This is a genomic window from Rhizobium sp. IY2 (assembly GCF_047532935.1).
GTDB classification, from domain to species: domain Bacteria; phylum Pseudomonadota; class Alphaproteobacteria; order Rhizobiales; family Rhizobiaceae; genus Rhizobium; species Rhizobium anhuiense.
In genome coordinates, this window is the sequence record NZ_JBLKNU010000004.1 from 318109 (window position 1) to 334653 (window position 16545).

Below are 16545 nucleotides of genomic sequence, written 5' to 3' on the forward strand. Positions count from 1 at the left end.
GGCGCTGTGCGATGTTGCGTTGCCACATGAAACTGATTATCTGGCTGCGAACAAATTCAACCTCGCGGGAGTTTCCTATGCGCATCGACGCTATTTCCATCGGTAATAATCCACCTGAGGACGTCAACGTTATCGTCGAGGTTCCGGTCGGCGGTCATCCCATCAAGTATGAGATGGACAAGGAAGCCGGCACGCTGGTGGTCGATCGTTTCCTCTATACGCCGATGACCTATCCCGGCAATTATGGTTTCGTGCCGCACACACTGTCGGAAGACGGCGACCCGATCGATGTGCTGATCGCCAGCACCCGCCCGCTGGTTCCCGGCTGCGTCATCAATGTCCGCCCGATCGGCGTCCTGAAGATGGAAGACAATTCCGGCAAGGACGAGAAGATCATCGCCGTGCCGTCGCCGAAGCTGACGCTGCGCTACGAGAAGGTGAAGGACTACACCGATCTTCCCGAGATCACGCTGAAGCAGATCGAGCACTTCTTCGAGCACTACAAGGATCTGGAGCCCGGCAAGTGGGTGAAAATCTTCGGCTGGGGCGACTCCAAGGAAGCCGGTGAACTGATCCTCGAAGCCGTCGAGCGCGCCAAGACGACGAAGGGCTGATCGTTCAGCGAAGAAACGCTTCGAGCTTTCTTGCCAAATCCTCCGGGTCGCCGTCGATCCGGAGGATTTTTTTGCGTGCGGTCTCGCCGGAGACAAAGCTGACGCTGGATTTGGGAATGCGCAGCGATTGCGCGATCAGCAGGATGAGGGCCTTGTTTGCCTTGCCCTTTTCCGGGACCGATGTGACGCGCGCCTTCAGGAGGGCTTCACCCTCGCCGTCGGCCTCGATGCCATCGATTGCGTCACGCCCGCCATTCGGCGTCAGCCGGACGGCGAGGCGCAGATGGTCATCGAAAAGGCGCCAGGGACGGCTCAAGCGACCAGCGGGTACAGCGTGGTCCACAGCAAGGTGCGCAGGAAGAAGATGATCAGCAGCAGGATGATCGGCGAAATGTCGATGCCGCCAAGGTTCGGCAGAAAGCGGCGGATCGGCTTCAGCGCCGGTTCGGTGACGTTATAGAGAAAAGTGCCGACCGAATTGACGAACTGATTGCTGGAGTTGATGACGTTAAAGGCATAGAGCCAGGAAAAAATGGCACTGCCAATCAGGATCCAGGTGTAAATATTCAAAGCCAAATCAATGGTTTGAAACAGCGCAAACATCGTCATCTCCAAATTCGTTGTTGACAGACATGTAGACATTGGCGACTAAACGAGCAAGTGCCGTGTGGAGACGCGCGGTGAATCATGTTTAACGGGCGGCTCTGCAGCTATTGCGGCGCCCGTCTCCTCGGAAAACATCCATGTCGTTTGCGCCCACCGGAGACCGTTTTGCCGCGTTTCGGCATTCGTCCTACACGCGGTTTTTCTTCGCGCGCTTCCTGCTTTCCTTCTCGCAGCAGATCGTCAGCGTTGCCGTCGGCTGGCAGATGTACGACCAGACAGGCAAGGCGATCTATCTCGGCCTGATCGGTCTCGTGCAATTCCTGCCGTCGCTGCTGCTCATGCTCGTCACCGGCTCGGTGGCCGACCGGTACAATCGCCGGGCGATCGCCGCGCTCTGCTCGCTGGTGAGCGCGCTCTGCACACTGGCGCTGCTGGTCATGACTATCATGGGCACCTTTACACCTCTGCCTGTTTTCGCCGTCCTTTTGATCTTCGGCATCGAACGTGCCTTCATGTCGCCGGCGGTGCAGTCGCTGGCGCCCAATCTCGTGCCGGAGCAGGCTCTTTCCAATGCGATCGCCTGGAATTCGTCGTCCTGGCAGCTTGCGGCGATCACCGGGCCGGTGCTCGGCGGCCTGCTCTACGGCGTCAGCGCGACGACCGCCTATAGTGTGGCGGTGATCTTTTCCGTGCTCGGTGCAGCCCTTCTCTACATGATCCCGAAGCCGGAACAGAAGACGACGGGCGAAACCAAGAGCTGGGCGATGATCCTCGGTGGCTTCAGCTTCATCCGCGCCGAAAGGGTGGTGCTCGGGGCGATCTCACTCGATCTCTTCGCCGTATTGCTCGGCGGCGCGACGGCGCTGATGCCGATTTTTGCGCGTGATATTCTGACACTCGGTCCCTGGGGGCTCGGGCTGTTGCGTGCCGCACCCGGCCTTGGCGCCATCGTCATGGCGATCTTCCTGGCCGCCTACCCGCTCAAACACCGCGCCGGCATCTACATGTTCATCGGCGTCGCCCTGTTCGGCCTTGGAACGATCATTTTCGGCGTGTCGACCAACACCGAGGTCTCGATCGCGGCGCTGGCGCTGATGGGGGCGGCCGACATGGTGTCGGTCTATGTGCGCGAGAGCCTGATTGCGCTCTGGACGCCGGATCATCTGCGCGGCCGGGTCAACGCCGTCAACATGGTCTTCGTCGGTGCTTCAAACGAACTCGGGGAATTCAGGGCAGGAACGATGGCATCGATCTTCGGTGCGGTGCCGGCGGTTGTTATCGGCGGGATCGGAACGCTTGCTGTGGCGGCGATCTGGGCTTCGAGTTTCCCGAAATTGCGGCAGATCGATACGCTCGACGCGCCCACCGCATAGTCGGGATCGATTTCGAAACCGATTATGCGCGAAGAGCGATAGAAGACGTCGCCTTCGCCGCCTTTCCCTCGAAGACGATGTCGAGGAATTCGGTCAGCCAGGCTCTCAGCGGCGCGTCGAACAGCATGCGGCCTTCGAGATGTTCGCGGCCCTGCTGGGCGTTCGGCAGGATGAAGCGATGGGCGCCATGCACGACCCAGCGATGCATCATCACCCGGGTTAGCTCGGCATGGAACTGCAGGCCCCAGGCGTTGCCGTCGTAGCGGAAGGCCTGGTTCGGATAGGCATCGCCTTCGGCCAGCAGGTCGGCGCCGCGCGGCAGTTCGAAACCCTCGCGATGGAAATGATAGACCATCTTCGGCCAGTGCATCAGCAACCGGCCCTTCTCGGTCGGGTGCAGCGGATACCAGCCGATCTCCGTCGAGCCGTCGGCATTCGGCTGCACCTTGCCGCCGAGATGATGCACCAGCATCTGCGCGCCGAGGCAGATGCCGAGATAGGGGCGTTTTTCCCGCAGCGGAATATCGATCCAGTCGATCTCCTTCTTGATGAAGTCATCGGGATCATTGGCGCTCATCGGCCCGCCGAAGACCACGGCGCCGGCATGGTCTTCGAGCGTCGTCGGAAGCGGCTCGCCGAGAACCGGGCGACGAATATCGAGGCGGTAGCCCTTTTCGACGAGCAATTGGCCGACACGGCCGGGGCTCGATCGCTCCTGATGCAGGACGATGAGGATCGGGCGCCCGTCGCGGTTCGGGTTCTGCTCAGTCGGCATCATCTTGCGCAACCTGGACATCCGTCACCCTGGCGGCGGCCTCTTGCCGCTTCTGGATGCGCTCGCGCGAGGAGACGCCGAGCAGATCGGCGATACGCCAGATCACATGGTCTTCCATCTCGCTGCGTTCGCCATCGGCATAGACGATGTCCCAGAGGATGCCGATCAGCTCCAGCCGTTGCTCGGTATTGAGATGGCGTTTCAGGTCGGCGGTGAAGCGATAATAGTCGACGGCGGTGCTTTCCGCCTCCAGACCAGCGGCCATCAGAGCATCGAGCTGCTTGCCGTCGAGGGCATACTGCTCCTTCAGGAGCTTGCGCAGCCGCTTTTTCTCGCTGGCTTTGATCTGACCGTCGGCCTCCATGACCTGCATGCAGAGCGCTGCCACTGCGATGCGCGGATCATCAGGGGCAAATCCTTTCTTCGGGTGGTCGGCGGTGAGCTTTTGGAAGAATGCCTGAAAGCGTTCGAACATGCGGTTTTCGTTCCATTTCAGAAAAGGCGGAGCCGTGTCTTGGGTTCCGGTTCCACCCTGGGATCGCGAACGCCGGGATCATCCGGCAACCCGCCAAAGAAAGGTTTTGCCTCATTCGGCGCCGGCGCTTTATCGCTCACGGCCGGTTCGACGGGTTTCGATTTTGCCGGCGCTGGTGCCGGCGTGGGGCGCACAGCCTCGGCAATCGTCGCAGCGCGTTCCAGCTCGATGATGCGATGGTCGTTGACGGGGCTTTCCGGCCTGACGTCACGCAGCGGCGGCAGCGTCTTCAGAGCTGTTTCGATCGAGGCCGGCGTCGAACCGTCTTCGAGCGGACCTTCGATCTGGCCGAAAGGCGCCTTCCATTCGAAGGCGTCGAGACGGCCGGTCACCGGCGATATCGGCAGCCATTTGTCGGAGACGAAACCATCCGCCACCCAGGCCGGATCGCGCGGCGCCTTGAGCGCCTGGGCCAGCCAGTGGCGCACGCGGCCCTGGTCGCCGGTCTCGGCCTCTTCGATGTCGGCCAAGAGCAGGAAGGCGGCTTCACGCGGCTGCATGCGTGCCGCCGCTTCCGCCTTGGCGCGCGCCTTGGCGAATTCCTGCGCGTCGAGTGCCGCCTGCGCGACGACGAGAAGGGATTCGACATTGTTCGGGCGCAGCCCTTCCAGCCGTTCGGCACGCTTCAGCCGGTCGAGCGTGGAATCGCCGCTGCGAGCCCTGACATAGGCCTGGCCGATCTCCGGATGCGGTGCCGATTTCCATGCCTGTTCGAGGATCGAGGCGGCTTTGCGCACGCCGCCTTCGCGGAACAGCGCCTTTGCAGCGACGAGAGCTGCCGGAATGAAATCGGCGGCGAGCTTCAGCGCCTGCTGGGCGTCGTCGCGGGCACCGGCCGGGTTGCTTTCCAGCTTCTCGCCGGCGCGCGCCGTCAGCAGGACGGCGTGCAAACGGTTGGCTTCGGCCTTTTCGACGACGCGGGCAGCCTTCTGCTGTTCGAGCAGGCGGATCGCATCGTCCCAGCGGCCGGCCTGGCTGCGATATTCGAGCGTCGCCTGGGCGGCCCAAGGCAGATAGGGCGCGTTGTCGGCCGCCTTTTCAGCATATTGGCGGGCCGCCTCGTTGGCCCCGAGACGGCGGGCTTCGAGATAAAGGCCGCGCAGGCCGAGTTCGCGCGTCTCGGGATCGTTGGCCATGGCCTCGAACTTGGCGCGCGCCTCGTCATGGCGGCCCTCGATCAGGGCGGCCTGAGCTTCGAGCAGGTTGATCAGCGGTTCCTGATCGGCGCGGATGAGGCCGCGCGAGCGGGCGGCCATCTTGCGGGCAAGCAGGGCATTGCCGGCGCCGGCGGCGATCAGGCCGGTGGACAGCGCCTGATAACCGCGGTCGCGCTTGCGGGCGCGGAAATATCGCGTCACCGAATGCGGCGAAGTCCAGACCAGGCGGACGAACCACCATGCGATCATCACGGCGGCGATGAGAGCGATGATGGCGCTTGCGGCAACGATCAGCTTCGTCTGGTAGATCTGGCCCTCCCAGATCAGCGAGAGATCGCCGGGGCGATCGGCAAGCCAGGAGAAGCCATAGGCGAGAAGCAGCACGAAGAGGGCGAAGGCGACAAGGCGGATCAGCATGGTCTTATCCTTCCTTGCCGGTGCCGGAAACGGCTTTCGACAGCGCGCCCCCGACCAGTTCCTCGACGCGGATGCGCGCTTCGAGTGATTGCTTGAAGGCGGTCGACGCCTGCTTGCCGAGGGCGGGCAGATTGTTCCATTCGGCGGAAGCGCCGGGCAGGTCACCGCTCTTCACTTTGTCCTCCATGCGGGCAGCAATGGCTTCGACGCTTTCACCCTCTATATTGCCGACGGGGCGAACGCTCACCAGCGACTTGGCGCTCGACATCAGCCGGTCCGACCAGCTCTGGTTCGGATCCGGCTGGTTGACGGCTTCGACGATCGCGGTGGCGACATCGGGAACCGCTGCCACCAGTTCGGCGCGTGAGGGAATGCCGGTCTCGGCAAAGGCGCGGAGGTCGGCGACAGCAGGATCGTCGGGCGCGACGCCGGCGAAAGTGTCGAGTTCGGCCACAAACGGACCGCCGCGATCGATCGCCGCCTTAAGGGCGGCGGCCGCGATCGCCCGGGCGACGGCGACGTCCTCGCGCGGCTCGTTCAGCTTCTTTTCGGCCTCTTCGAGGCGCTTGGATATATCGGCGCCGTTCGTCGTCTGCTGTTCGGAAGACTGGGCAAGTGTGGCGCGCAGCTGATCGACCTGGCCGGTCAGTTCCGCAATCTTCTGGTTGAGCGCCTCGACATTTGCCGAATCGGCCGGTGCACCGGCTGCGGGAGCCTTCGCCGCCGATTCCAGCGCAGCGACGCGCTTCTCGAGCGCGCCGTCATCCGTGCTCGCCGGGTTGGCGGCAAGGTTGGCGACGGCCTGTTTCAGGCCGTCGATCTCGCCGGAAAGCTCGGCGGTCTCCGGCGAGGTCGCCTGTGGCGCAGACGAGCTCGGGAGGTAACCGGCATACTGGATGGCGCCGGCGCCGAGCAGCGCCACGAGGCCGCCGAAGATGCCGGCGGCAATGAGACCGGAGGTGCCGGCGCTCTTCGGCGCGGGCTGTTCGGGAGGAGGGGTGTAGGACGGTTCCGAAGCTACCGGTTCCTCCTCAAGCGCCTCCGCCGCAGGCTTTTCTTCATATTCGGCATGCGAGGCAACTTCGGTTTCGGGCGTCAGGCCGTCGTCCGTGGCGGCGGTAGTGTCGGCATCACCGGCTGGGCTCTCTACCGGCTTTTCGGTATCGGCTGCGGAGGCGAATTCCTGTGCATCGAGGTCGATCGTGACCGGCTCGTCGGCGCTCTTCGAATGGCGTGGCGGGTTTCCCGATACCATGAGGTCCTCTTTATCCTGCATTGCAACGAAACTAGACAGTGATCCCAGTTAAGGGAAGAGGTTAGATCAAATTTGGGCAGTTAGAGCCTTCAAAGCAGCGACAAAAGGCTTCTCTCATCCGGCATCGGCGCAATCGTCACGTTTTTTCGAAGTACTGCCGGAACGGCTCCCGCCACCGCCTCGCTCAGGCAAAGGAGGCGAATTGTGCTGCGCTTCAGTAGGGCGGACCGCGGCTCCGGCAGGCGAAAGAAATCCTCAGCCGTCTGGCGGGAATAGAAGAGGATGACGTCCGGGCCACCGTCAGCGAAGATCGCGTCGACCTCGGCAGAATCGGGGACGGCCGATTGCATGCGATAACATTCGGCGACGGAAAATTGGATGCCAAGCTCGCGCAATCTTCCTTCGAAAGTTTCGGCGCGCGGGGTGCCGGCAAGATAGAGCAACCCGTCGGCTCCCTGCACCGCGATGAGATCGGCAAGATCGCGGCCGTTGCCCGCGGATGCGGCGACATATCGGAAGCCAAGGCTGCGCGCCTCTCCCGCCGTCGTCTCCCCGACCGCGAAAAACGGGCGGGTAAGATGCGGACGAAGCTGCTCACCGAGGGCGGAAACGACCCTGATCGCTTCGGCGCTGGTCACCGCGATTGCGCCGCTGGTGGTCGCCAGCGCGGCTACGGCGGCGGTGTTGTCGTGGACCGGCTGGCGCAGCGGCAGCAGCAAGGGCTCGTGGCCCATATCGCGCAAACGTTGTGCGGTTCTCGTCGCCGAATGGGCGGGGCGGGTGACGAGCACGCGCATCAGCGGCCTCAGTGCCAATCGTCGAAAAAGGCGCTGCCGGCCCTTGCGCGCACGTCCTGGCCGGCGCGGGTGCCGAGTGCCGCCGCGTCGCGGCGGTGGCCGTCGGTCGTCACGGCATGCTGGCTGCGGCCGTCGGGGGTGATGATGAGGCCGGAGAAGCGGATCAGGTCGCCTTCGCAGATGGCATAACCACCGATCGGCGTGCGGCAGGAGCCGTCGAGTGCGGCGAGGAAGGCGCGTTCGCAGGAGACGGTGTCGAAAGTCGTGATATCGTTGACCGGTGCCAGCAGATCGTCGACCCTGGCATCGCCGATGCGGCTTTCGATGCAGATCGCCCCCTGCGCCGGGGCGGGCGGGAAGGTGTCGGGATCGAGGATATCGGTCAGCACATCGACCTTGCCGAGACGCTTCAGGCCGGCCAGTGCCAGCAGGGTCGCGTCCACCTGGCCCTCCTCGAGCTTGCGCAGGCGCGTTTCCACTAGGCCGCGGAAGGTGATGACGTTAATGTCAGGCCGCATGCGGCGGATCAGCGCCTGGCGGCGCAGCGACGAGGAACCAACGGTGGCGCCATGCGGCAGGTCGATCAGTTTGCGCGCGGTGCGACCGATGACGGCGTCGCGGATATCCTCGCGCGGCAGATAGGCGGAAAGATGAAGGCCCTCGGGCAGGTGCGTCGGCATGTCCTTGGCGGAGTGCACGGCGAAATCCAGCTCGCCAGCGGCAAGCTTCTGTTCGAGCTCTTCGGTGAAGAGGCCCTTGCCGCCAATCTCGGAAAGCGACCGGTCGGTGATGCGGTCGCCCTTGGTCGTCAGCACGACGATCTCGAACATTTCTTCGGGCAGATGATGCGCCGCCATCAGCCTGTCGCGGGCCTCATGCGCCTGGGCAAGCGCCAGCGGGCTACCCCGCGTGCCGATCCGGAAAGGTTTTGTTTGCATCCGCTCAATTCCGTTGTTACCGGAGTTCTCGTAAACGGGTTTCCATCCCATCGCAATCAACGAACAGGCTTCATGGTTCCCTTTCTACGCATCCTTGGCATCGAAACAAGCTGCGACGAGACCGCCGCCGCCGTCGTCGAGCGCGATGCGGAGGGGCATTCCAACGTGCTGTCGGACGTGGTGCTGTCGCAGCTCGACGAGCACAGCGCCTATGGCGGCGTGGTGCCGGAGATCGCCGCGCGCGCCCATGTCGAGGCGCTGGACGAGCTGATCGAAGAGGCGCTGAAGCGCGCCAATGTGTCGCTGGGCGATGTCGACGCCATTGCCGCCACCTCGGGGCCGGGGCTGATCGGCGGGCTGCTTGTGGGGCTGATGACCGGCAAGGCGATCGCCAGAGCCGCCGGCAAGCCGCTCTATGCGGTCAACCATCTCGAAGGCCATGCGCTGACGGCGCGGCTGACGGACGGGCTCACCTTTCCCTATCTGATGCTGCTCGTCTCCGGCGGCCATACCCAGCTCATCCTGGTGCGCGGCGTCGGGCAATACGAGCGCTGGGGCACGACGATCGACGATGCGCTCGGCGAAGCCTTCGACAAGACGGCAAAGCTGCTCGGCCTGTCCTATCCCGGCGGACCGGCGGTGGAGCGCATGGCGCGGGACGGCAATCCCGATCGTTTCAATTTTCCGCGGCCGCTGGTCGGTGAGGCAAGGCTCGATTTCTCCTTCTCCGGTTTGAAGACGGCCGTGCGGCAGGCGGCACAGGATATCGCGCCGCTCAGCGATCAGGACGTGGCGGATATCTGCGCCTCGTTCCAGAAGGCGATTTCGCGGACGCTGAAGGATCGCATCGGCCGCGGCCTGCAGCGGTTCAAGACGGAATTCCCTGCTGCAAGCGAAAAGCCGGCGCTCGTCGTTGCCGGCGGCGTCGCCGCCAATCTCGAACTGCGCGGCACGCTGCAGGCGCTGTGCGACAAGAATGGCTTCCGTTTTATTGCACCGCCGCTGCACCTCTGCACCGACAATGCCGTGATGATCGCCTGGGCGGGACTGGAGCGGATGGCAGCGGGTGCCGCGCCGGATGCGCTCGACGTACAGCCGCGGTCGCGCTGGCCGCTCGATTCCAACGCGGAAAGGCTGGTCGGTTTCGGAAAAAGAGGAGCCAAGGCATGAGCGAGACCATCGCCGTCGTTGGATCGGGGGCTTTCGGCACGGCGCTTGCCGCCGTCATCGCCCTTGCCGGGCGCAGTGCGGTGACGCTTGTCGGGCGCAATCCGGCGCTGATGGAAGATCTGAAGAGCGAGCGGCTGCATGATGCGGTGCTGCCCGGCATTTCTCTGCCTGACACGCTGGAATTTTCCGCCGAGGCGGATGCAATCACCGGCGCCTCCATTGTGCTTTTTGCGATGCCATCGCAGGCGCAGGCCGATGCGGCGCGGCAATATGGCCCCTATCTTGCCAAAGATGCCGTCGTCGTCACCTGCGCCAAGGGCATCGAGCGGGCGACGGGCAATCTTCTGACCGACATGCTGGAACGGGAACTGCCGGACCATTCCGTCGCCGTGCTCTCAGGCCCGGGTTTTGCCGCCGATATCGCCAAGGGCCTGCCGACGGCGATGGCGATTGCGGCAGCCGACATGGAGACAGCGGAGCGGCTGGCGCAGGCGATATCAGGCCGGACCTTCCGGCTCTATGCCTCCAGCGACCGGATCGGCGTGCAGCTCGGCGGCGCGCTCAAGAACGTGCTGGCGATCGCTTGCGGCATCGTCGAAGGCCGCGGCATCGGCGATTCCGCGCGTGCGGCGCTGATTGCGCGCGGGCTTGCGGAAATGTCGCGTTTCGTCGTCGCCAAGGGCGGGCAGGCGGATACGGTGCGCGGGCTTTCCGGCCTCGGCGATCTGGTGCTGACGGCGACCAGCCATCAATCGCGCAACCTGCGCTTCGGCATCGCACTCGGGCGCGGCGACAAAACCGATCCCCTGCATGGTGCGCTGGTGGAAGGCGCGTTTGCCGCCTCCGTCGCCTCGCGGCTTGCGGCGGAATTGAAGGTCAGCATGCCGATCACCGATGCCGTTTCCGCCATCATCGACGGCAGGCTCGATATATCAGAGGCGATCGAGCAGCTGATGACGCGTCCGATCACCACCGAATAGGAGACAGACATGCTTTTCGCCCTTCTCTGCAAGGACAAACCGGGACATCTGAACGTGCGCATGGATACGCGTCCGACGCATATCGAGCATCTGAACAAGCTGAATGCCGAGGGCACGCTGAAGATCGCCGGCCCATTTCTCGACGATGACGGCAAGCCCTGCGGCAGCCTGATCATCGTCGAGGCGGAATCGAAAGAGGCGGCGCGGGCGCTTGCCGATGCCGACCCTTACGCCAAGGCCGGACTGTTCGAAAGCGTCGAGGTCCAGGCCTACAACTGGGTCTTCAACAAACCGGAGGCGTGAGCATGGCGCACTGGCTCTATAAATCCGAACCCGCCTCCTGGTCCTGGGAGCAGCAGAAGGCTGCCGGCGAAAAGGGCACGGAATGGACCGGCGTCCGCAACTATCTGGCGCGCAACAATATGCGAGCGATGCAGATCGGCGACAAAGGCTTCTTCTACCATTCCAATGACGGGCTGGAGATTGTCGGCATCGTCGAAGTCTGCGCCCTCTCCCATCCCGATTCTTCCGCCAAGGGCGATCCGAAGTGGGATTGCGTCGATATCCGCGCCGTCATGGACATGCCGAAGCCGGTGACGCTGAAGGATGTCAAGGCGAGCGAGAAGCTTGCCAAGATGGCGCTCGTCACCTCGATGCGGCTGTCGGTGCAGCCGGTGACGGAAGAAGAATATCTCGAAGTCTGCCGCATGGGCGGGCTGGACAATCCGCCGCGTTGAAGACCGATCCCGAAGCCTTCATCCGCGCCAATACCAGCCTGATGCCGCCGCCGCATGTGCCGGAGATTTCGCTCTATCTGGCGAGCGAGGCGCATGAACTCTGGCTGAAGACGGAGGAGGAGCTGGAGGCGATCGGTCTGCCGCCACCCTTCTGGGCTTTTGCCTGGGCGGGCGGTCAGGGACTGGCGCGCTACATCCTCGACCAACCGGAAACGGTGCGCGGCAAGCGCGTGCTCGATTTCGCCAGCGGTTCCGGCCTTGTCGGCATTGCGGCTGTGATGGCCGGTGCCCGCAAGGTCACCGCCTGCGATATCGATCCCTGGGCGCAAGCCGCAGTCCGGATGAATGCCGAGGCCAATCGCGTTTTGCTCGGATTTACCGGCGCCGATCTGATCGGCCAGGCCGTCGATGCGGATATCGTGCTTGCCGGCGACGTCTTCTACGACCGCGCTTTCGCCGATGCGCTCGTTCCCTGGTTCGCGATGCTGGCGGCCGAGGGCAAGGCGGTGCTGGTCGGCGATCCCGGACGCAGTTACCTGCCGCGGGATCGGCTGGAATTTTGCGCGGTTTACGAGGTGCCGGTGACGCGGGCGCTAGAGGACAGCGAAATCAAGAGGACGACGGTGTGGCGCTTCGCTCCCTAGGTCGGGCCGACATTCAGGTTTCGATCACGCGGGCTATTCTATGTTGGCATTCCAGCAAGCACTCGCCGGCTGGTTTTTGCCGGTCAAGCCTTTTCGAAGAGCGGCGAAATCACCATGTCCGGCACCAGCACCAGGCCCTTGTCGGTTATCCGGATTTCCGGGATGACCGACAACGGGATGAGGTTGAAGCCCATATAGGCGATGGTGCAGCCTGCCTTTTCCCATTCGAGCTTCAAGGCCTTTACTTCGTCCGCGACCTGGTGCACGCGCTGGTCGGACAAAAGCCCGGCGATCGGCAGCGGCACCATGGCCGTCACCTTGCCGTCCATGACGACACAGACGCCACCCTGCCTTTCTTCGATCGCGTCCAGCGCCACCTGCATGTCGGCGGCATTGGTGCCGGCGACGATGATGTTGTGGCTGTCGTGGCCGACCGAGGATGCGACCGCGCCTTGTCTGAGGCCGAAGCCGTTGAGCAGTCCGTGGGCGACATTGCCGGCTGACTTGCCGTGGCGCTCCACCACCGTCACGAAGCAGAGGTCGTGCCTGTCGAAATGCACCTGCCAGTCATTGGCCGGCTCCAGCGTGACGGTGACATGGCCAAGGGTAATGCCGGGCAGCTCCGTCTTGATCGTATGAGCGACGACCGTCTCCGTCGGCAGGTCCGGTGTCAGCTTGAGATTTTTGGGCAGCTTGACCGTGTGGTAGGCGGCATCCGGGTAGCGGTACGGTTTCGACAGGGCGTCATCGAGGATCGGCGTGATCTTCTTGCCGTCGACGACGAGTTCGCCACCATACCAGGTGCTGACCGGCGTAAGGTCGTCGCTGAGAAGCACCAGATCGGCCCGGCGCCCGCCGCCCAGACCGCCGATTTCGCCTTCCATGCCGAACCGCGTCGCGCCGTGCAGCGAACCCATCGCCCAGGCCTCTTCCGGCCTCATGCCGTATTTCACGGCTTCGCGCGTCACCCAGTCCAGGCCGAAGGCGAGCAGATCTTCCGCATCACGGTCGTCGGTGCAGACGGCGACGCGCTTGTGGGAGGCGCCGAGCTCGGTGATCGTCTTGATCGCCTGCGGCAGCGAATGCCAGGGAGTCGTCGGCGGGCCGCCGCGCAGGAAGATCCATACGCCGGCTTCCAGCAGGTCGTCGGCAATATCGCGGTCGATGGCTTCATGCGTGTCGGTGACGCCGGATGCGGCATAGGCGGCAACGAACTCTCGTCCGTAGACATGGCCCGACACCGGCCTGCCGCGCTCGAGCGCCGCAGCCAGGATCGCATGGCTGCGCTCGTCGCCCATCGCAACGGGGACGAAATCCATCTTCTCACCGAGAGCCACGGCTTCCGGCCACTTGTCGAACAGGGCGGCGATCTTGTCCGGCGTCAGGTCGCCGCCGGCTGTTTCCAGATCCGGCGTCGTCGCCGGCACGGTGCTCGGCACGGTCAGGAAGATCGACAGCGGCGCCTGCCGCGCATCCTCGAGCATGGCCTCGACGCCGGCGACGTCCATGACGTTGCCGATCTCGTGGCTGTCGCAGAAGATCGTCGTCGTGCCGTTGAGGAGTGCCGCTTCCGCATAGGCGCAGGCCGTGACCATCGAGGATTCGATATGGATATGCGGATCGACCAGGCCGGGGGCGATGATGCCGCCTCTGGCGTCGTAGAGCTTGGCGCTCCCGCCTCTGTAGCTGCCGGCCGGCTTGACGGCTGCAATGCGGCCCCCCGAAATCCAGATTTCGCGTCCGTCGAGAAAGCGCTCCGAATAGGTAGACAGGACGCGCGCGCCCTGGATGACCAGGTCGGGTTCGCGACGAGCTGAGGCGACATCCGCAAGACGGCGGGTCATGGTCGAGAGCGGCTGAACGGAGAAGCGGGTAAGCGTGCTCATGAAAACCTCATTTCCAGGACTCGGGGAGGACAGGCCAGAGTGTAGGGAACGCCGTCGGGGGAGGGAAGCACGAATAGTTCTTGCTTCTGGCGCGGGTCCCTGGCTGCTGGAACCGGGCAACAGGCGCGTTCCGATCATGCGCGATCGCCCGGGCCAGAAGGCGTCAGCCGGCAATCAAGGCGGCTTCATAGACCATCGTCGCGGCGGCAAGATCAGCCAACGCCGTTCCGACTGCCTTGTAGAGAGTGATCTCGTCGTTGGACGTCCGCGCTGGAACATCCCGGCGACACAGCTCGTCAAGTGTTGCACGCACCACATCTGTGGAAAGGACACCGCCTTGACGGGAATAGAACCGTGTGCACAGCACCGCCTTATCTGCTCAACAGGGGTATCACAGCGTCATCGCGCATCACCACCTCTATATGGGCGCGGAATGCTGAGAGACGGACGAGGAGGACTTGGCGGCGAAGCCATGAGTCTCTGTAGAAGAGACATCTTACGCGGTTTTGGCTGCTTCTGCGGCGGAGGCAGTTCTTGCGCCGCTCTTTTCGCAAGTTCGAAGTCAAAATCAAAAGACATTTCGGGCCTCGTCCACCATTTGGAAATCTCGAAGACTAGAATGCAGGAAACGTGCCAACCGCTACGTTAGGCGGTGCTGGCACCCCGGCGTCAACCCTGTCGTCTCGCGCTATTGCGCCTAGAACAGGATGATTTTAGGCCGCGTCGGCCTAAAATCTGAATCCTGTTCTAAATTAGATAGTTAGAGCATGATGTCATCCGAAAACCGCCCACACTTTTCGGCATCATGCTCTAGGATACGGCCTCAAATCGAATGGATTGCGCGCCTTCCCACAGCGTGAGGCGCCCTATTTCGGCGAGTTGGTCGAGATTGGATGTGATTGTGATGAAATGATTGCCAGCCAGTTGGCCCATTTTCGATGAAAAATCGACACCTCCATAGGCAAGCAGGATTTCCGTTTCGCTAATGCCTCCTGGGTAAAGGATGATATGACCGGGGGCCGGATGGCTCGTATGGTTCTCATAACCGACGCCGAAATCATGGTCGCCAAGCGGAATCCAAACGCCCTCGCCAGACCAGCGAACGTGCACGATTTTACCATCGAACGGCATCTGCTTGATGAATGCGTCACAGGTTTTGGGCGCTCTGGCAGTTTCCAGGACAGCGTCGAAGATGAATGGCCCTGCTGTAATTTTCAGTTTCATGATGTCGCTCTTGTTAGATTTGACCGTTTGTTGATTTGTCTCGCCGCGGCTTTCCGATATTGCCCGTGGCCCTTAGTACCCACTAGGACGCCGTTTTCGACGACAGGCTTTCCGGCGACAATTGTCGTTATCGGCCAGCCGGTGATCTCGATCCCCTCGTAGGGCGAATAGTCTGCGCCATCATGCAGTTCCGCATGACGGATGGTCCGCTCGATGGTTGGATCCCAGATCGCGATGTCTGCATCCGCCCCTACGGCAATCGTTCCCTTTTGTGGATAGAGGCCATAGGTCTTTGCATGGTTCGTTGATGTCAGGGCGACAAAGCGCGGCAGATCGATGCGCCCGGCCATGAACCCTTGCGAAAATAGGATGGGAAGGCGGGTTTCGACGCCTGGAATGCCATTGGGGATGTGCCTGAAATTCATGCGACCTTTGGGATTAAGCTTCCCGTGCTGGTCGTCGTAACGGAATGGACAATGATCGGATGAAAAGAGTTCGAATGCCCCGGTCTCGATCCCGCGCCAGCATTCCTTCTGGGCATCTTCATCGCGCGGCGGCGGAGAGCAGACAAGTTTGGCGCCCTCCCAATCCATGCCGTCGAGGTCCTTGGCGGTGAGCGTCAGATATTGCGGGCAGGTTTCCCCGACGACTTTGACGCCTCTCATCCTTGCGCGAGCGATCTCTTCCATGGCCTCGCCGTTCGAGACATGCACAATGACAACGGGAACGTCCACGATTTCGGCCAGCGTCAGGGCGCGGTGCGTAGCTTCGCGTTCGACGGCGACCGGACGGGTGGAGGCATGAGCGCGTGGGGCAACGTCGCCCGCCAGTTCGTGTTTTTCGATCAGGAACCTGATTGCGTCCTCGTTTTCACAATGGACCATGACGGTGGCGCCCGTCCGTCGCGCGACATCGAGCGTCTTCAGGATCTGTGCGTCATCAAGGCGCAGGCTCTCATAGGTCATGAAAACCTTCAGCGACGGATAGCCGTCGGCCACAAGCGCTGGCAACTCCTGCCCCAGCACGGCGTCGCTCGGGTCGGATATGATCAGATGAAAACTGACGTCGGTATAACACTGGCCCTCTGCGAGCGCATGATAGGCCGTTAGCACCTCTCGCAGCGACTTGCCCTTTTCCTGAAGGCAGAACGGCATGACGGTCGTATTGCCGCCGAACACCGCCGACAGCGTTCCGCTCTCGAAGTCGTCCGCCATCTCGATCCCGTCGCCCGAAGGCTGGGAGATATGGACATGGCTGTCGATGCCGCCTGGAAGGACATATTTGCCCGAGGCGTCGATCGTGTGCGCAGCGCCCGACAGGCTTTGCCCGATCTGGACAATCTTGCCGTCTTTAATGCCGATATCCGCCTGGAAAACATCCGCAGCAGTCGCCACCGTGCCGTTCTGAATGATGAGATCGTAGTTGCTCACAAGCCTG

The 16545-nt window shown here is 62.8% G+C and carries 18 protein-coding genes and 1 pseudogene; 7 read left to right on the plus strand and 12 right to left on the minus strand.

Annotated elements, in window-relative coordinates; all coding sequences use genetic code 11:
* The first annotated feature begins 77 nt into the window (after positions 1 to 77).
* Positions 78 to 614: an inorganic diphosphatase gene (ppa, locus tag ACMUVN_RS17290; RefSeq protein WP_028757793.1), complete on the plus strand. Its 537-nt coding sequence runs from the start codon at positions 78 to 80 to the stop codon at positions 612 to 614.
* Between the two features lie 4 nt (positions 615 to 618).
* Here the strand turns inward: ppa and ACMUVN_RS17295 are convergent, their stop codons facing one another.
* Positions 619 to 930, minus strand: a complete 312-nt coding sequence (locus ACMUVN_RS17295; RefSeq protein WP_028757792.1) for a DUF167 domain-containing protein — start codon at positions 928 to 930, stop codon at positions 619 to 621.
* Entirely contained in the window at positions 927 to 1217 is a 291-nt protein-coding gene (locus tag ACMUVN_RS17300) for a YggT family protein (RefSeq protein ID WP_028757791.1), read from the minus strand. Before ACMUVN_RS17300 ends, ACMUVN_RS17295 begins: the two co-directional genes overlap by 4 nt.
* 140 nt (positions 1218 to 1357) lie before the next feature.
* On the opposite strand from ACMUVN_RS17300, the gene ACMUVN_RS17305 reads away from it, so the two are divergent.
* Positions 1358 to 2593, plus strand: a complete 1236-nt coding sequence (locus ACMUVN_RS17305) for an MFS transporter (protein WP_097543593.1) — start codon at positions 1358 to 1360, stop codon at positions 2591 to 2593.
* A 22-nt stretch (positions 2594 to 2615) separates the two neighbouring features.
* Here ACMUVN_RS17305 and ACMUVN_RS17310 read toward each other — a convergent pair whose 3' ends face one another.
* The 6 genes from ACMUVN_RS17310 to hemC form a co-directional block, all read right to left on the minus strand.
* Entirely contained in the window at positions 2616 to 3389 is a 774-nt protein-coding gene (locus ACMUVN_RS17310) for a glutamine amidotransferase (protein WP_047615617.1), read from the minus strand.
* Positions 3358 to 3843: a TerB family tellurite resistance protein gene (locus ACMUVN_RS17315; protein WP_028757788.1), complete on the minus strand. Its 486-nt coding sequence runs from the start codon at positions 3841 to 3843 to the stop codon at positions 3358 to 3360. Before ACMUVN_RS17315 ends, ACMUVN_RS17310 begins: the two co-directional genes overlap by 32 nt.
* A 17-nt stretch (positions 3844 to 3860) precedes the next feature.
* Positions 3861 to 5477: a heme biosynthesis protein HemY gene (locus ACMUVN_RS17320; RefSeq protein WP_414815325.1), complete on the minus strand. Its 1617-nt coding sequence runs from the start codon at positions 5475 to 5477 to the stop codon at positions 3861 to 3863.
* Positions 5478 to 5481: 4 nt separating this feature from the next.
* Positions 5482 to 6753 carry a hypothetical protein gene (locus ACMUVN_RS17325; RefSeq protein WP_414815326.1) on the minus strand — a complete coding sequence of 424 codons (1272 nt, stop codon included), beginning with the start codon at positions 6751 to 6753 and terminating at the stop codon, positions 5482 to 5484.
* A 68-nt stretch (positions 6754 to 6821) separates the two neighbouring features.
* Positions 6822 to 7529, minus strand: a complete 708-nt coding sequence (locus ACMUVN_RS17330) for a uroporphyrinogen-III synthase (protein WP_063473805.1) — start codon at positions 7527 to 7529, stop codon at positions 6822 to 6824.
* An 8-nt stretch (positions 7530 to 7537) separates the two neighbouring features.
* Complete coding sequence (gene hemC / locus ACMUVN_RS17335) at positions 7538 to 8467, minus strand: hydroxymethylbilane synthase (RefSeq protein ID WP_097543595.1); 930 nt, start codon at positions 8465 to 8467, stop codon at positions 7538 to 7540.
* A gap of 72 nt (positions 8468 to 8539) precedes the next feature.
* Here hemC and tsaD point away from each other — a divergent pair, with 72 nt between their 5' ends.
* From tsaD to ACMUVN_RS17360, 5 genes are read left to right on the plus strand one after another with little or no spacing between them, the layout of a single operon-like run.
* Complete coding sequence (gene tsaD, locus ACMUVN_RS17340; protein ID WP_127431295.1) at positions 8540 to 9637, plus strand: tRNA (adenosine(37)-N6)-threonylcarbamoyltransferase complex transferase subunit TsaD; 1098 nt, start codon at positions 8540 to 8542, stop codon at positions 9635 to 9637.
* Positions 9634 to 10617, plus strand: coding sequence for an NAD(P)H-dependent glycerol-3-phosphate dehydrogenase (locus ACMUVN_RS17345; protein ID WP_127431294.1), 984 nt, complete (start codon positions 9634 to 9636; stop codon positions 10615 to 10617). Before tsaD ends, ACMUVN_RS17345 begins: the two co-directional genes overlap by 4 nt.
* A 9-nt stretch (positions 10618 to 10626) precedes the next feature.
* The gene (locus tag ACMUVN_RS17350) at positions 10627 to 10920 is read left to right on the plus strand and encodes a YciI-like protein (protein WP_132574315.1); all 294 of its coding nucleotides are present in this window, start codon (positions 10627 to 10629) and stop codon (positions 10918 to 10920) included.
* 2 nt (positions 10921 to 10922) lie between these two features.
* Entirely contained in the window at positions 10923 to 11354 is a 432-nt protein-coding gene (locus ACMUVN_RS17355) for an EVE domain-containing protein (protein WP_047615609.1), read from the plus strand.
* Positions 11351 to 11998, plus strand: a complete 648-nt coding sequence (locus tag ACMUVN_RS17360; protein WP_183905951.1) for a class I SAM-dependent methyltransferase — start codon at positions 11351 to 11353, stop codon at positions 11996 to 11998. The genes ACMUVN_RS17355 and ACMUVN_RS17360 overlap by 4 nt, the downstream gene beginning before the upstream one ends.
* Positions 11999 to 12081: 83 nt before the next feature.
* Here the strand turns inward: ACMUVN_RS17360 and ACMUVN_RS17365 are convergent, their stop codons facing one another.
* From ACMUVN_RS17365 to hydA, 4 genes and pseudogenes are all read right to left on the minus strand, one after another.
* A complete protein-coding gene (locus ACMUVN_RS17365) occupies positions 12082 to 13884 on the minus strand; it encodes an adenine deaminase (protein WP_414815327.1) in 1803 nt (600 codons plus the stop codon).
* Positions 13885 to 14047: 163 nt separating this feature from the next.
* Positions 14048 to 14218, minus strand: a pseudogene (locus ACMUVN_RS17370) (ornithine cyclodeaminase family protein); the annotation flags it as partial.
* 476 nt (positions 14219 to 14694) lie between these two features.
* Positions 14695 to 15108 carry a DUF3830 family protein gene (locus ACMUVN_RS17375; RefSeq protein WP_063473798.1) on the minus strand — a complete coding sequence of 138 codons (414 nt, stop codon included), beginning with the start codon at positions 15106 to 15108 and terminating at the stop codon, positions 14695 to 14697.
* Positions 15105 to 16538, minus strand: coding sequence for a dihydropyrimidinase (gene hydA / locus ACMUVN_RS17380; protein WP_063473797.1), 1434 nt, complete (start codon positions 16536 to 16538; stop codon positions 15105 to 15107). Before hydA ends, ACMUVN_RS17375 begins: the two co-directional genes overlap by 4 nt.
* Positions 16539 to 16545 lie beyond the last annotated feature (7 nt).

Coding starts and splice junctions, on each gene's coding strand:
- tsaD (WP_127431295.1), top strand. CDS start 8,540: ATGGTTCCCTTTCTACGCATCCTTGGCATCGAAACAAGCTGCGACGAG.
- ACMUVN_RS17310 (WP_047615617.1), bottom strand. CDS start 3,389: ATGTCCAGGTTGCGCAAGATGATGCCGACTGAGCAGAACCCGAACCGC.
- hemC (WP_097543595.1), bottom strand. CDS start 8,467: ATGCAAACAAAACCTTTCCGGATCGGCACGCGGGGTAGCCCGCTGGCG.
- ACMUVN_RS17305 (WP_097543593.1), top strand. CDS start 1,358: ATGTCGTTTGCGCCCACCGGAGACCGTTTTGCCGCGTTTCGGCATTCG.
- ACMUVN_RS17325 (WP_414815326.1), bottom strand. CDS start 6,753: ATGCAGGATAAAGAGGACCTCATGGTATCGGGAAACCCGCCACGCCAT.
- ACMUVN_RS17315 (WP_028757788.1), bottom strand. CDS start 3,843: ATGTTCGAACGCTTTCAGGCATTCTTCCAAAAGCTCACCGCCGACCAC.
- ACMUVN_RS17375 (WP_063473798.1), bottom strand. CDS start 15,108: ATGAAACTGAAAATTACAGCAGGGCCATTCATCTTCGACGCTGTCCTG.
- ACMUVN_RS17320 (WP_414815325.1), bottom strand. CDS start 5,477: ATGCTGATCCGCCTTGTCGCCTTCGCCCTCTTCGTGCTGCTTCTCGCC.
- ACMUVN_RS17350 (WP_132574315.1), top strand. CDS start 10,627: ATGCTTTTCGCCCTTCTCTGCAAGGACAAACCGGGACATCTGAACGTG.
- ACMUVN_RS17365 (WP_414815327.1), bottom strand. CDS start 13,884: ATGAGCACGCTTACCCGCTTCTCCGTTCAGCCGCTCTCGACCATGACC.
- ACMUVN_RS17355 (WP_047615609.1), top strand. CDS start 10,923: ATGGCGCACTGGCTCTATAAATCCGAACCCGCCTCCTGGTCCTGGGAG.
- ACMUVN_RS17300 (WP_028757791.1), bottom strand. CDS start 1,217: ATGTTTGCGCTGTTTCAAACCATTGATTTGGCTTTGAATATTTACACC.
- ACMUVN_RS17330 (WP_063473805.1), bottom strand. CDS start 7,529: ATGCGCGTGCTCGTCACCCGCCCCGCCCATTCGGCGACGAGAACCGCA.
- ACMUVN_RS17345 (WP_127431294.1), top strand. CDS start 9,634: ATGAGCGAGACCATCGCCGTCGTTGGATCGGGGGCTTTCGGCACGGCG.
- ppa (WP_028757793.1), top strand. CDS start 78: ATGCGCATCGACGCTATTTCCATCGGTAATAATCCACCTGAGGACGTC.